At 40.9% G+C, this 14950-nt stretch carries 15 protein-coding genes; 8 read left to right on the plus strand and 7 right to left on the minus strand.

What is annotated here, in order from left to right:
* Positions 1-395: 395 nt before the first annotated feature.
* The 3 genes from PAT01_RS15945 to PAT01_RS20265 form a co-directional block, all read right to left on the minus strand.
* Positions 396-2621: an aminotransferase class V-fold PLP-dependent enzyme gene (locus tag PAT01_RS15945; protein ID WP_154945796.1), complete on the minus strand. Its 2226-nt coding sequence runs from the start codon at positions 2619-2621 to the stop codon at positions 396-398.
* Between the two features lie 126 nt (positions 2622-2747).
* Positions 2748-3824 carry an AI-2E family transporter gene (locus PAT01_RS15950; protein ID WP_004589175.1) on the minus strand — a complete coding sequence of 359 codons (1077 nt, stop codon included), beginning with the start codon at positions 3822-3824 and terminating at the stop codon, positions 2748-2750.
* On the minus strand, positions 3817-4035 hold the full coding sequence (locus PAT01_RS20265; RefSeq protein ID WP_154945797.1) for a hypothetical protein: 219 nt from the start codon (positions 4033-4035) through the stop codon (positions 3817-3819). Before PAT01_RS20265 ends, PAT01_RS15950 begins: the two co-directional genes overlap by 8 nt.
* Before the next feature lie 147 nt (positions 4036-4182).
* Here PAT01_RS20265 and PAT01_RS15960 point away from each other — a divergent pair, with 147 nt between their 5' ends.
* From PAT01_RS15960 to PAT01_RS15980, 5 genes are read left to right on the plus strand one after another with little or no spacing between them, the layout of a single operon-like run.
* Positions 4183-4848: a hypothetical protein gene (locus tag PAT01_RS15960; RefSeq protein ID WP_004589173.1), complete on the plus strand. Its 666-nt coding sequence runs from the start codon at positions 4183-4185 to the stop codon at positions 4846-4848.
* A gap of 1 nt (position 4849) precedes the next feature.
* The gene (gene bepA, locus PAT01_RS15965; RefSeq protein ID WP_024034211.1) at positions 4850-6307 is read left to right on the plus strand and encodes a beta-barrel assembly-enhancing protease; all 1458 of its coding nucleotides are present in this window, start codon (positions 4850-4852) and stop codon (positions 6305-6307) included.
* Positions 6308-6361: 54 nt separating this feature from the next.
* A complete protein-coding gene (arsC, locus tag PAT01_RS15970; RefSeq protein ID WP_029772483.1) occupies positions 6362-6709 on the plus strand; it encodes an arsenate reductase (glutaredoxin) in 348 nt (115 codons plus the stop codon).
* Positions 6709-7263: an NAD(P)H:quinone oxidoreductase gene (gene wrbA, locus PAT01_RS15975; RefSeq protein ID WP_154945798.1), complete on the plus strand. Its 555-nt coding sequence runs from the start codon at positions 6709-6711 to the stop codon at positions 7261-7263. Before arsC ends, wrbA begins: the two co-directional genes overlap by 1 nt.
* Positions 7260-7703, plus strand: a complete 444-nt coding sequence (locus PAT01_RS15980) for a DUF2069 domain-containing protein (RefSeq protein ID WP_154945799.1) — start codon at positions 7260-7262, stop codon at positions 7701-7703. Before wrbA ends, PAT01_RS15980 begins: the two co-directional genes overlap by 4 nt.
* A gap of 287 nt (positions 7704-7990) precedes the next feature.
* On the opposite strand, the gene PAT01_RS15990 is transcribed toward PAT01_RS15980, so the two are convergent.
* Positions 7991-9328, minus strand: coding sequence for an ankyrin repeat domain-containing protein (locus tag PAT01_RS15990; protein WP_004589168.1), 1338 nt, complete (start codon positions 9326-9328; stop codon positions 7991-7993).
* 210 nt (positions 9329-9538) lie between these two features.
* Entirely contained in the window at positions 9539-10132 is a 594-nt protein-coding gene (locus tag PAT01_RS15995; RefSeq protein WP_154945801.1) for an MlaC/ttg2D family ABC transporter substrate-binding protein, read from the minus strand.
* A gap of 246 nt (positions 10133-10378) precedes the next feature.
* On the opposite strand from PAT01_RS15995, the gene PAT01_RS16000 reads away from it, so the two are divergent.
* Positions 10379-10915 carry an acyloxyacyl hydrolase gene (locus PAT01_RS16000; protein ID WP_154945802.1) on the plus strand — a complete coding sequence of 179 codons (537 nt, stop codon included), beginning with the start codon at positions 10379-10381 and terminating at the stop codon, positions 10913-10915.
* A gap of 117 nt (positions 10916-11032) precedes the next feature.
* On the opposite strand, the gene PAT01_RS16005 is transcribed toward PAT01_RS16000, so the two are convergent.
* Positions 11033-12403, minus strand: a complete 1371-nt coding sequence (locus PAT01_RS16005) for a YjiH family protein (protein WP_154945803.1) — start codon at positions 12401-12403, stop codon at positions 11033-11035.
* A 70-nt stretch (positions 12404-12473) separates the two neighbouring features.
* Positions 12474-13532: an outer membrane protein assembly factor BamC gene (gene bamC / locus PAT01_RS16010; protein ID WP_029772477.1), complete on the minus strand. Its 1059-nt coding sequence runs from the start codon at positions 13530-13532 to the stop codon at positions 12474-12476.
* Between the two features lie 360 nt (positions 13533-13892).
* Between bamC and PAT01_RS16015 the strand changes: the two genes are divergently transcribed.
* Together PAT01_RS16015 and bcp are read left to right on the plus strand one after the other, a co-directional pair.
* Positions 13893-14429, plus strand: a complete 537-nt coding sequence (locus tag PAT01_RS16015) for a glycine cleavage system transcriptional repressor (RefSeq protein WP_024034205.1) — start codon at positions 13893-13895, stop codon at positions 14427-14429.
* Between the two features lie 10 nt (positions 14430-14439).
* Positions 14440-14919: a thioredoxin-dependent thiol peroxidase gene (gene bcp, locus PAT01_RS16020; RefSeq protein WP_154945804.1), complete on the plus strand. Its 480-nt coding sequence runs from the start codon at positions 14440-14442 to the stop codon at positions 14917-14919.
* Positions 14920-14950: the final 31 nt, after the last annotated feature.

A 14950-nucleotide genomic window follows, 5' to 3' on the forward strand; every position in this document is an offset into this window, starting at 1 on the left:
AAAATGCTGTTTTTATAATTTATGATGCAGATAATAACGCAATTTTTTACTTTTGACACCGGTATCATAAAAATTTTATGAATTAATTACCCACAAATTTTAAGCATTTAATAGTTTAAACAACATTTATTAAATATTCATGAATTAGGGCCTGTTGACCTTTTAGGATTAAAATTTGTACAAACTAGGAACAATTTAATTTTGGCGCGAGGTTTGTTCCCTAATGGGTTCAGTAACGGCTCCTGCGTTACGCTACTGGCTTACATCCATGTAAAAATACCAAACACTGCTGCAAATTAAACTTCGAAACATTATAGGCCCAAAGCATAAAATGCATCGTATGCACTCGCCTAGCTTTATAGGTGGTTAAAACATCCTCAAAACTAGGCCCATAATTAGCCCACCAACGCCAAGCCACCCGCTACGTTATAAATATTCGCAAAGCCTAATTGCTGTAAATTTGCCGCTGCAATTTTAGAACGATTGCCGCTTCTACACAGTAATATATAGGTGTGCTGCGGGTTTAATTGATTTTGTACTATGGCGTTAGCCATACGGCTAAGTGAAATATTAAGCGTATTAGCTAAAGACGCAGCAAAAAGCTCCGCCACATTAATTGCGCCATGTTCATACGGCTCACGGGTATCAATTAAATACACATTTTTTTGCGTTAGTAACGCTTTAGCTTGTCCAAAGTCTAGCTGCTTAGTGTCTGTTTGCACCGCCGCCTGTACATAGCCACACAATTGGCTACTGGTTTGCATATGTAGCTGATCGTGTTGCGCTTTTAACTGTGCAAATTGCGCCGTACTTATTTCTCCATCTAATAATGGGCTAAGCAAAGGCGTTTGTGCACGTACAGTACGCCAGTTAATGGCAAAGCATTGCTGATAGTCATGCCCCGAACAAATAACCGTATCGTCACTTATTTGCTCAGCAAGGGTAATAAGTGAGTGTGCCATTTGCGTTGCACTGCCCCCTTCAAGCGAGGTATTGCCAAGTCCTGCAGGTAAAATTAAATCACCGCAAAAACAATAATCAATATGGCCTGTGGTGCGATCTTTTAATAAATAACTAACGCTGTCTTTGCTGTGCCCTGGGGTTGGCTTTATGGTTAGCGTTTTTGTACCAAGCTCAATGCTATTTTGCATCGCATGCGTTGTGCCCAGTACTTCATTTAACAAAGCCACTGCGCTTGGGCGGTCTTGGTGCTGGTGGGTATCTAAAATTGCTTTTACGTTGAGCTGTTGTGTGCTCACTATTTTTTTAAAGCGCGGAATAAGCTCTATTACCGGGTCAATAATAACGGCACTGTCATCGTCACTAACATACAGCCAGCTACACGCCCCTTTATGCCTAAATTGTGTTAATCCCAGCGCGCATACTTCTTGCTTTGGCGAGGCACTGTCAGAAACAATTAAGCAATTGGCCTCTAATACCGCCTTTAGCGAGCATATTCGCTTGCATGCTTGGCTAATTTGCTGCTCGGTTGCAGCAGGCCCAAAAGACAGCCTAATGGCGTTTTCACTTTGCCAATTAGTTGCCCCCATTGCATCAAGCACAAAACTGCGCGTTGCACCTGTACTGCACGCCGAGCCACCGCTCACTCTAATGCCTGCTGCGTCAAATAAATCAATAACCTCTTTGGAGGTAAGCGTATCGACAGCAAAATTAAGGGTGGTAGGTACAGAATGTGAAAAATCGTGATTAAAGGTTATATCACCAAAGGTACTTTGCAGCGCATTAAGCAGTTGCGCTCTATAGCTATTTAATACCTCAACCGACTTAAACGTGTCGTCGTTTTTATCTAGCAGCAAGTTAAACAGTTTATTAAGCCCTGCTATACCTGGTAGGTTTTCGGTGCCAGAGCGCATGCCGCTTTCTTGCCCGCCCCCCGCAATAAATGGCGTATAGGCACTGCCATTTTTAATGTATAAAAAACCAATACCTTTTGGTGCATAGAGTTTATGGCCCGAAAACGGGGCATAATCTATGCTGGTACTACTAAGCGCTAGCGCTTGTTTACCTAAGGCTTGTACACAATCAACCATCCAAGACACTGATTTATTACGGCTGCGAATAGTATACTCAATAGCATTTAAGTCTTGATAAACACCGGTTTCGTTATTAACCGCCATGGTGCAAATCATTAGCGCGTTATTTATGTGCTCACTAATAAACGCTAAATCTAAAATCCCTTTACTATCAACAGGAATAGCCAGTAATTGGGCGTTAATGCCTAAAACGCTATTCCAATGTTTTAACGTATTAGGCACCGCTTTGTGCTCAGTTGCCCCGTACAATAATACAGGGTTTTTAATCGTATGATTTTTAGCATGAATGAGCGTTGAAACAATGGCTGTTTGTATGCCCTCCGTTGCGCCTGAGGTAAAAAGAATATCGCCATCGGGCGCACCAATAACATGGCGTGCATTTTGCCTTGTTTGTTCTAATAAATACTTAGCTTGTATACCGCTAATATGGGGGCTTGAAGGGTTACCAAAACAAATTTGCATGGTGTGCGACACCACATCGGCAATACAGGGTAAAACAGGTGTTGTAGCGTTTGCATCAAGATAAACTTGGGCTGCTTGTTCATCGTGCAATAAAAACTCAGACATTAAAAATGCACCTTTATTACTAAAAAATATATCTTATACCCAATAGTACATAAGTTTGTTCTCATTGGGTAATAATCAATTAGTAACTTAGGTGCGTTTACTATGCTTTTTTAAACTAAAAGTACGTTACTCTGCCCGCTCTTTTGTTATTTCTCCATGCGTAGATGACCAGGCATTTATTAGCGCTTTTACAAGCGATGCGAGCGGAATGGCAAAAAACACGCCCCAAAATCCCCATAAGCCACCAAAAAATAGCACTGCAACAATAATAAATACGGGATTTAAATCAACGGCCTCAGAAAACAACAAGGGCACTAATACATTGCCATCGAGCGCCTGAATGACCCCGTAAATTATTAATATGGTCCAAAACTGCGTTTCGATACCAAATTGAAACAGCGCCACCGCCGCAACCGGTATAGTAACCAATGCCGCACCTACAAACGGAATTAACACCGAAAACCCAACCAACACGCCAAGTAAAGCTGCATAACGTAAATCAAGTACAGTAAAGGCAATAAACGAGGTGCCACCCACAATTAAAATTTCGAATACTTTGCCTCGAATATAATTCATTATTTGCTGGTTCATTTCGTGCCACACTTGCAAAATTAACCGTCTCTGCTGCGGAATAAGCGTAGCGGCACTGCTTGTAAGCTCAAGCTTGTCTTTAAGCATAAAAAATACAAGTAAGGGTACGAGCACCAAATAAATAAGCCATGCCACAACATCTTTTAGCGAAGTAAGTGAAAACGAGACAATAACTTGGCCAAATTCGAGCGCCTTTGCTTCTACACTTGCCACAATAGCTTGGACCTGCTCGGCATTAATTAAACTGGGGTATTGCTGCGGTAAGGCCATTAAAAATGACTTACCTTGCTCTACCATGTGTGGGGTTTCTTGTACTAAATTACTGGTTTGCTTCCAAAGTACGGGGCCAATAACCAAAATAAGGGTAAGCATAACCCCGGTAAATATCAGCATTACAATGACTGTGGCGCTAAAGCGTTTTAACCCAAAGCGCTCTAAGTGCACGACCGGCCAATCAAGTAAATAAGCAATCACCAATGCCACTAACACAGGAACAATTAACGAGCCAAAAAAGTACAGTAATGCCACAGAGGCAATGAGTAAAAAAAGTAAGGTGACTGAATGAGGATCTGAGAACTTTCTTTCGTACCATGTTTTAACGTATTCAAACATACAATGGCTCCACTAGTAATAGTCCTAGGTGTTGATCAAATTTATATGTATATGCATTTTTGCTTAAAAAACGCGTAATATCATCTGCGCTTTCGTCGTTATTTATACTAAACGTTATTGCCTTATTAGATGACTGCGCATTACGAAGCGCTAATTTAAATTGTACAAACTGTTGTGGGCATTTAAATTTTTTTAAATCGCACTCTAACATAACTACTTTACTCGCTAAGTAAAATGAATAATAAGTCGCATATTGTCGGTCATTCTATTTATAAAATGTGAACAGCAGTAACTTTTTCTTAAAACCATTCCAGCAATGGTTTATCCTTATAACATAATTAGCAGTAAGGATAAGTTAATGCCTGGCACGCATAATAAAGCGCAACTACCTAGTAATCCAACTCTCAAAGAGATTAATTGGTATAAAAAGCAGATAAACTGGGGAGAGCTCCCGCCTTTTTATCATCTTGTTGCTTCTTCGGTCAGCGAATCTGAAGGAATATTGGAGCACGGATTTGATAATGCTGTAAAAAGCCTGATCAATAAACGCAATTGGAACTTAGACTTGCTTGATGGCTATGAAGATGATTTTGGTGAAATACACACCAAGCATAAGCCGCGTATAGCGCTACACCAAGTATTTACCGACCGAGGCTTTGAGCTCTGGGCGCAACCTTATGCTAAAGATATAATTATTGATCAATACGTTAAAGATAACCGCTTTATGGAGTTTAAAGTATGGGATCCGCATTCAATGAAAAACCTGATCCGCATAAACCAGCTCCATAAGTTTATTGGCTTTTATTTTGAGCGCGGCGACAAGGCCGATAAAGCCATTATTTTACATGCACATAAGGTAGTACATAAAATTATTAAATTTTTGCAGCAGGAATTGAACGTTGTAAAGCTTGATGGAGTCACAATAAAAGAACTCTACCAATTGTGCGAAAAAGACAGTCGTGCAAGCAGCGATGAAATTGACATAGCAAAAATTGCAATTGGTGAACAAATTAACAAGGAATAAAATGCAGCTAAAATCAGCCTTTATCACTTTATGCAGTGCCGCGCTTACCTTTAGCCTACTGGTTAGTGAGCCGTTAAAGGCACAAACAAACTTTACGCTACCCGATTTAGGCACGTCTGCGCTACAAGTTTTGCCACTTGAAAAAGAACAAGCCATTGGCGAAGTGATGATGATGCAAATAAGAGGCTCATCACCGGTAGTAAACGACCCCGTTTTAGACGAATACTTAACCACACTTGGCCGAAAACTTGTGGCTAATGCAAACGACGTGCGTTTTCCTTTTTCGTTTTTTTGGGTAAATAACAACGAAATTAACGCCTTTGCTTTTTACGGCGGGCATGTTGGTGTGCATACTGGGCTTATTGCGCAATCAGATAACGAAAGCCAATTTGCCTCTGTACTTGGGCACGAAATAGCGCACGTAACTCAGCGCCATTTAGCTCGTCGTATTCAGCAACAACAAGACAACAGCGCACTGACTATTGCAGGCATGATAGCCGGTATATTAGCCACCGTTGTAGCTCCCGACGCAGGTATTGCTATTATTTCGGCTAACCAAACCCAAGCCGCGTTTAGCCAACTAACTCACAGCCGTGCTGCCGAGCAAGAAGCCGACAGAATTGGTATGCAAACCCTTAATAACGCCGGTTTTGACGCCCGTGCATCGAGTGAATTTTTAACTAAACTTTCAGCGCAAATAAGGTATAAGTACAAACCACCCGCTTTTTTACTGACTCACCCATTGCCAGAGAGCCGTGTATCTGACGTACGCCTACGTGCAGAGCAATTCCCTGTGCGCCATTTAAACCCAAGCCTTGAGTTTAATTTAGCAAAAAGCCGAGTACTTGCTCGTTATGCCAATAAGCCCGAAAATGCCGAAGCGTTATTTAAAAAATTAATGCGCGAAAACAGTTACAACAACACCGCGCTTAAATACGGCTTGGGCATAAGCTTACTTGATCAAGATAAGCTAGATGAAGCCGCCGAAATTTTAGAGCCGTTATTAGCACAAAGTCCTAAAAATTTATTTTATATCGATACCCATACCGATTTACTAATAGCGCAAAAAAAAGCCGACGAAGCGGTAAAATTTTTGGCTGAACTAAACAACTATCGCCCTAACAACCAAGTTATTACTTTAAACTATGCAAATGCAGCATTAGAGGCTGAGCAGTTTGAATTAGCTGAAAACATTTTAAAAAGCTTTTTACTTGAAAAGCCCGATCACAACTTAGGTAAACAGCTATTAGCCGATGCCTATAAAAAGCAAGACAAGCTTGCCGCTTATCACGAGGCCAATGCTGATGTGTTATCGCAATATGGCGCGTATATTAAAGCCGCAGACGAAATCCAAAAAGCGCTTAACTTCGTAGAACCCACAGAGCTGGTTAAACAGCAACGCTTAAAAGCCTTGCTTACTCAGTATCGCCGTTTACAAAAAGAGCTGGCAAGGCTTTAAGTCTGCCAGCGCTTGCCCTAAAATAGCGGCAAATTACATTTTGGAACTAATTGTATGTCAGTGACTATTTATCATAATCCACGTTGTTCTAAGTCGCGTGAAACCCTCGCATTACTAGAACAAAACAACGTAACACCAAGCGTAGTAGAGTATTTAAAAACACCGCTTAACCATGAGCAAATAAGCCAACTTTTAGAACAATTAGGGTTTAGCTCAGCTCGCCAGCTAATGCGCACAAAAGAAGATGCATACAAAGCGCTTAACCTAAAAGAAGAAACCAACGAGTCAGCGCTAATAAATGCCATGGTAGACAACCCTAAACTTATTGAACGCCCTATTGTACAAAACAACGGTAAAGCAGCCCTTGGCCGTCCGCCAGAAAACGTATTAAGCGTATTATAATGACGACTCGCATTGTTGTACTGTATCACTCAAGCCATGGCTCGGTTGAGGCTATGGCGCACGAAATAGCCGAATCTATAGAGCAACAGGGTGCCACAGCCGTATTGCGTACCTTTGTTGCTAAAAATCCGCACGATATAGTAATTACAAAAGATGATTTAATAAATTGCGACGGCCTTGCGTTTGGCACACCTACCCGATTTGGCATGATGGCATCGCAAGCAAAAACGTTTTGGGAAACCACCAGCGATCTCTGGCTAAAAGGCCAGTTAATAGATAAACCAGCCTGTGTGTTTTCATCGTCAAGCAGTATGCATGGCGGCAATGAAGCCACCTTACTTAATTTATCATTACCGCTACTACACCACGGCATGATGTTATTAGGGGTACCTTACGAAGTACCAGAGTTACTAGCTACGCAAACCGGCGGCACACCTTACGGGGCAACACATGTAGCCGGCAGTAGTAATACGAATACTTTAAGTAAAGACGAAATTAAAATATGCCAAAGCGTTGGTAAACGCCTCACTCACATTGCGAGAAGACTTCAATGAATACCGCTGACACCCCTGCTAAAAAGCCAATTACTGTAAAATTTCAGCGCACCGCTATTTTTGGCTATGTGGGTTTATTACTTTTATTTCCTCTGTGGATGTACTTTGTACCTCCGCTAAATGGCAACACAAGTTTTGTATCCTTGTTTGTGCCTATAACCCCTTTACTGTTGCCCTTAAGAGGCTTTATTAAAGACAACACCTACACTTACGCCTGGGCTAATTTTGTTGTTATGTTGTACTTTATACACGGCTTAACCATGTTATGGGCTGCACCTGATGAGCTAATATGGGTGTTATTAGAGCTTGTATTTGCCTCTGCCATGTTTATTGGCTGCACGTATTACGCAAGGCACCGCGGGCAAGAGCAAGGCTTAAAAATACGTAAACTTAAAGAAGAACTCGCAGAGGAAAAAGCCGCTAACGAATACAATAAATAATACTAATTCGCAAAATTAAGTATTTATGTTGGAAGTTGAAATAATACCAATCCGCATAAGTAAGTGATCTATTTTGAGGATGGAAAAACGTGTTAATAGCAAGGCAAAAAATTCGCTATTTAGTTGTTCTAGATGAGAGTTTTTTAACGCAGATAGCGACACGTTTAGCCCCGCTAAATGATTAGATATTATTGCGGATTGGTATAACAGCTTATACATACAAAAAACGCGTTTAACATAACAATGTAAGCGCGTTTTTTTAGGCTTTTAGTGCGCCATAGCAGTCGCTACACTAATTCGCTCAGTGCAGCCAGTGCAACTATGCTGGCTAATCCAAGCTGAGCTATTAAACTTAACAACGAAAAAACACGCAACACAAATAATCCCCACGGGTGCTTTATATGTGGATAGAGCGCACAGCGCTTTAAGCTCGCCGCAAAGAAAAAACACACCGATGCAATCAGTGTAAAAATTAAAGTCAGCTCACTTTTTATGGCAATGCTTTCATCAAAAAAGAAATACAGCTGCAATGGCAATAAAATAGTGACAATTGCGTGTAAGGCGTGTACCTTTTTGATACGGTTAAACTGCCCTTCTGGCGAAAGCTCTTTTATACCAAAATCGCGCTCAAGGCATTTAACTAAATTGCTTGCTTTAATACTTACTGCTAACCGGTAACAGCTTAAGCCCTCGTTATTACGTGCTCTAAAGTCGTAACCTGCTTTTAGTAATAGCACCATAAGGGTTTCGTTTTTAGCTAACACTGCATAATGCAGTGCGGTATTGCCTAAGGTGTCTTGCGCTTTTTGATCCTGTTTAGCCAACAGGGTTTCTATCACATTTACATAGCCTTTTTCGGCTGCCCACATAAACGCTGTTTTATTGTTTTCATCAGCCAATGTACCAGTGGCACCTTGCTCTATAAAACGCATCGCCATGGTTTGCTTTGCGCTTTTTTGGCTTAAATGAGCAAGTAATGCTTTTTCAAGCAATACAATAGAATCTACATCAGGCGATACTTGCGTTAACAACGTAAAATAGTCTTTACCGTTTGCTACTTTTTGACTCGCAAGCTCTGTAAGTTCGTTTAAATCAGCGACCGATTCAGGTAAAAAAGCACTTAAACGCTCTCTAAAATCAACTTCTTGCCACAGTGCTAGCGTATCGTGTGCACTTAATTTGCTGCCACTATTTAGAGCATGTTCAATTAACGAAAAATAGCGTTTACTAAATAATAAGCTAAACAACGAAAGCGGCGTATCAAGTGCGTTTTGCGCCGCCACACTGGCGTATTTTTCTAAGCGCTGGCACAGCATTAGCGCCATTGATTCGCTGGTGTATTCGTTATCTAAATAATGATTTTTAACAGCAGCAATGTAAGCGTGCGCATCTTCGTCATATTCACTAATATGCTGAAAATAACACTCTTCAAAGGGTTCAAGCGGGGTTAACCATATCAAATAGTAAATGGGTGGTAGCACAGTGGTGCATACACCGTCATCTTCAATAGTAGAACGACATGCAGGCCAAGCTTCTAAAGCATCTAAAATAAAGGCACCGTTTTGTTCTACAAGTCCTTTAATAAGTAATGGGTATTCCTTTGGCCAAATCAGTACATTTTCCATTAAAACAGCACAACTCCAGTGTAGCTTGATGAGGCGTCAGTTATAGCAGTTTTTAGCTGACACCACGCTTAATCGACGTGCTGATATTCTATCACACCTTTTTTTTGCTGCGAGCTTAAAGTAGATGAATATTAAGAAAATATAAAAGCAGCCAATACACTTTAGTGCGGCTGCTTTTGTGGTTGGAGAGGGTCTTAATCAGGAAGTGAACTATTTATTTTTTAGTTCAGTAATTACTTGCTCTAAGCCTACATCAGAAATGCGTTGAATGATCTCTTTTTGCTTAGCGCTTAAAAGCGAAATACCTTCGGCAACAATGTCGTATACTTTCCATTGCTGGTCTTTACCTTGGCGCAGCTTAAAATGCAGATCAATCACGGGCGCATTTGGCTCAATAATTTGCGTTTTAACCGTCGCGTACTCAGAGTCGCTTTTAGCGGTATCTTGTTCAAATACTACTTGTTGGCCGGTGTATTTCATTAGCGCACCTGCGTAAGTGCCTGTTAAATAATGCTCTACTGCATCAATAAAGCGTACAGCTTGCTCACGCTCAATGCCTTTTATGTGTTTTCCAAGCAATTTAAACGACACAAACTTAATATCTATGTTTGGCATTAAACGCGTCTCTACAATGCGCGCCATGTCGGCTTTGCTTGCATCGCCTTGTGCATTTACTTTTGCAATATCGCTAAAAAGCGTATCGGCAATGCCCTCAAGCATATGTTGAGGCGACTGCGCCGTTTGCGCAAATAACGCGCTGCTAAAAAAGGCAGCAGCAATAAAAATAGTGTTAAAAAGTTTCATGAGCGTGACCATGTGTGTGATTAAGATGTGGCTAAATTACGCGATTTTAAGCCACAAAAACAGACACAAAAATGCACCTTATTAATGCCAAAACAGCACCAATTAAATAAACTATTTATTTTCAATTAGTTAAGCCTTCCCTGTTAACACCCCATAAACAAGCGGCATTTTGTCCTCATTGAAAATGTGAATGGCCCGCCCTTATCATTTATTTACTCATTCGACTCACACACCAATTTGGCAGTTATGAAAACGGTATATAAAACTTTCACACTTATTCTATTTTTAGTTATTTCTGTATGGGGTAACACGGCGTTTGCGCAGTCTAATCATGGTTACGCCGTAGATTTTCTCAAGGGCGAAGGCAACGTGAATGGCGTTAAGCTGGCTTATCAATATCATGCCCCTAGCTTACAAAACTTAGTGGGCGATGCGCGCTTTTATTTTGAAACCAGCGTTAATATGTGGGAATACCGCCATGGTGACAACTCGCAATCTAATCTTGTTTTGGCTATGTCGCCCGTACTGCAGTTTCCTGCTTTTAGTTTTCATAATACCCCGTTTTATATTGAAGCAGGTATTGGCGTATCGCTTATTGATGAAACTAAATTTGCGGGCAAAAATATTAGTACTCACTACCAATTTGAAGACCGTATTGGCCTAGTTGCAGACTTTGGCCACACAAACGTAGCGTTAAGGGTTATTCATTACTCAAACGCCGGATTTAAAGAGCCTAACCCAGGTTTAAACTTTTTAACTCTTTCAGTGGCAAGGCGTTTTTAATCTTCATTCGTATTTAGTATCAATTTGCCACTTAAGAATGTTAAGTATTAGGGTGAATTGAAATAACTAGTCACAAAAAAGCCCTGATAAATCAGGGCTTTTTATAAAAATACACTACTAGCTAACTAACCAATGCGCCATTAAGGCAATAACCGGCAGCGTAATAAGTGTACGTAAAATAAATATAACGAACAGCTCAACAATGTTTACCGGTATTTTACTGCCCAGTAAAAGTGCGCCAACCTCAGACATGTAAATTAGCTGAGTTACGCTCATTGCGGCAATAATAAAGCGAGTTACATCACTTTCAATGGTGCCCGCAGCTAAAATTGACGGAATAAACATATCGGCAAATCCCACCATAATAGTTTGTGCCGCGGCCTGTGCTTCGGGTACTTGTAACCACTCTAAAAATGGCACAAACGGCATACCTAAATATTGAAATACCGGCGTGTGCTCAGCAATAATAAGTGCAAATGTTCCTACGGCCATTACAACAGGCAGTACACCAAACACCATATCAAGCGCATTATGTACACCCTCTTTTAAGGTACCTTTAAAGCCCGACGAGTTATTGGCTTTTGCTAATGCTACATCAAGTGAGTGCCCTACTAAGCTTTTACCCGTTGGGATAGCCTCAGCATCGCGAGTTGGCTCACTACCATCAATAAGCAAGTCTTTTTTAAAGCGAAGTGGCGGTAAGCGCGGCACAATAATAGCGGCAACTACACCGGCTAAACATACGGTGGCATAAAATGGGGCAAATAAGTGCTCTAATTTCACTTGGCCTAAAACCACCAAGCTAAAGGTAATAGAAACCGCCGAAAACGTAGTACCAATAATAGCGGCTTCGCGCTGCGTGTAGTGCTTTTGGTCGTACTGCCTTGCGGTCATTAAAATACCAACACTGCCATCACCTAACCACGACGCAGTACAGTCAACTGCACTTCGCCCAGGTACACCAAATACAGGGCGCATTACCTTGGTTAGCATGGTGCCTGCAAGCTCTAATAACCCAAAGTTAATTAGTAAAGGCAGTAATAAACCGGCCAGTATAAATACCGAGAACAAAACAGGTAATAAGTCGTTTAATACCAAAGCGCCTGTGTTTGCAGAGGTGATTGCCTCGCTACCTAACCCTAAATGGGTCATTAGCACAAACGCCATACCAAATAAACGCACCACTAACCACACTACACTTACATCAAATAAATGTTTTAACAGGGGAGATTGGCAAATAGCGGCGGGTTTAAATACTTTGGTGATCACCGACATAACGCCAGTAATACAAATAATAAGGGTAATAATTGCTTGCGCAGAGCCAGACATCAACGCTTGCACGCCTTTAGCCATTAACGCAATAGGAATGGTCATCCCGTCTGCGGTAGGAATGGGTGTCATAAATAAAAACACACCAATTAACGACGGTACTAAAAAAGTAAACCAAGTGCGCCACGTATAGTGCCCGCGAGGAGGTAACTGAGACATATTTTTTAATCCATAAAAACTACAAAAAGAGCAAAGCGCTCTTTTTGTAGTAAAAACTTATTATTAATTATTAAATTTTGATGCCGCGCTGAATAAGTGCTGCTTCTAACGCTTGTTGTAAACCATTCATGGTGCCAGGTTCGAGTGTTTCACCTTTGTCATCCATCCAGGTTAAGCTTGTACCGCCTTCTTTAGTTTTGCTCACTAAAATTTGGTATTGGCCTTCTTCAATTGGAAGCTGCGCAACTTCGTCGCCCCAAATAGAATCCCATACACTGCTTTCTGGCTTGTTGTAGTCGGCAGTTATTAAGCCGGTATCGGTTTTAATCTCAACAATAGTAAACGATAGGCGTTCTAAAAAGCCCGAGAAGCGGTCGAATACTGCATCGTATGATTGCTCAGTAACAAGTGCAGCATTGCCTTTGTTATCAAAGCCCATTTCTAAAGAAATAATACCTTGGCGCTTGCGGTTTTCTACTTCTAACTGACGATAGCGATAATCAAATTCAGCCACAACTTGGTTAAGCGCGCGTACTTCTAATTGCTGCTTAAGTAAATCGGTTAACGTATCATCACCTTTAAAGTCAATAAGTTCAGCGCGTAACGAAGCAGTACGCTGATGCGATTTTTCTTCAATTGTAAATCTAAAACGTTCTTGGTTTTCGCTTACCTCATCGCCCCACAACCAGCTCTCTTCAGCTTTAATTATTGAGTACCAGTCAGTTTCGATAATACCAAGTAGCTTATCTTCTTTTGTGGTTGTTGCATTATTTTCGGCAATAACCGCTTTAATTGAGTCCCAAACAAATTCATCTAAATCAACAATGCCATCGTTTTTATCAAAGTAAATACGCGCTTGTTTATCGCCCTCTTCTACCCAGCTACCTTTAGCAACAGTTAAAACCTGTGCTGGTGGACGATAGTTTGTTGCCTCAGGGTTGTTATCGTATTGGCCCACATCCATTTTATAAACCGGATCTTGCGCTGGTTGAGATAACGATGGCGGGGTTTTAACACCTTCATGCGTACGATAATTGCGTTCGTTGTGCGCTTCATTAATAAAAACATTACACCCTGATAAACTTACCAATACACTCACTGCAAGTGCTTTTGGGATCCAATACTGCACAGATATTTCTCCTTAGCATACCCTTTAATTGTTTTACACGTATATGAGTGGGTAATACCGAATTTGGTTCAGTGTAAAATCAACATTAACTTTACATTTATTATTTGGCTGTCTAATTGCAATAAAGTTCACACCTAAGTGTTATAAAATCAATCACAACAAAAAGACAAATTTTAGCTATGGTACTTTCCTGTGCCAGTAAAAACAAGGAACACAACGCTTTAAAGCGCCTTTAATTAAGCGCCTATGTAGTTTAGGGCGCTTTTTGTGTTAAACTTCGCCGCCGTGCAACGTAGTGTATGCGCAGCGGGCTATACCAACTCGGTTGTTATATTTCAAAAAACGTAGGTATTAAACTTCATGACTGCATTTTCAAATCATCAAATTGTTTTAACCGCTATTGGCGAAGATAGACCGGGAATTGTAAGTGAACTTACACAGCTTGTAAGTGATTGTCATTGCAACATTATAGATAGCCGAATAGCCATTTTAGGCAGCGAATTTACCTTTACCATGCTGCTAAGCGGCGATATGTCGGCCATTAGCCGCATAGAGCACACCTTGCCTACTAAAGGCATGGAGCTAGGCCTACTCACCATGATGAAGCGCAGCACCACTCGCCACACCGAAAGTGAATTTTGCGCAGGCTATACCCTTGAATACACAGGGATAGACACCCCAGGTACACTGAGTAAAGTAACGCGTTTTTTTGCCGATCACCACATTAGTATCTGCTCATTAAAGTCAGACACCTACGATGAAGAAACCGACACTAAAATGCGCTGCGAAATTGAGTTTAATATCCCAGTAGAGGTTGATATAGACCAATTTAAAGTGACCTTTGAAAACCTTTCGCACAATCTTAACGTAGATTATATTTTTAAACGTATTCGCTAAGGAGCACAGCATGAACAAAATTAGTCCATTACAAGCCGGTGATACAGCACCAGAATTTAGCTTACAAAACCAAAACGACGAAACAGTCACGTTAAGTGAGCTGTTAAAAGAGCAACAAGTACTGGTGTACTTTTACCCTAAAGCCTCTACACCGGGTTGTACGGTTCAAGCCGAAAACTTACGTGACCAACAAGCGCAGCTTGCTCAATTTAACTCCCGCGTTGTAGGTATTAGCCCAGACCCTATTAAGCGCCTTAAAAACTTTGAAACTAAAAAAGAGCTTAACTTTGATTTGCTCGCCGATGAAGATCACGCCATTGCTGAAGCATTTGGCGTATGGGGCTACAAAAAGTTTATGGGTAAAGAATACGATGGTATTCACCGCTTAACCTTTTTAGTAGGCCAAGACGGTAAAATTAAACACTTATTTGATAAGTTTAAAACCAAAGATCACCATCAAGTGGTTTTAGATTACTTAGCGGCAGAATAAGTTAGCTATCAGCTATCAGCTATCTGATCTG

The sequence above is a fragment of the Pseudoalteromonas atlantica genome, from assembly GCA_007988745.1.
Lineage (GTDB): Bacteria > Pseudomonadota > Gammaproteobacteria > Enterobacterales > Alteromonadaceae > Pseudoalteromonas > Pseudoalteromonas atlantica.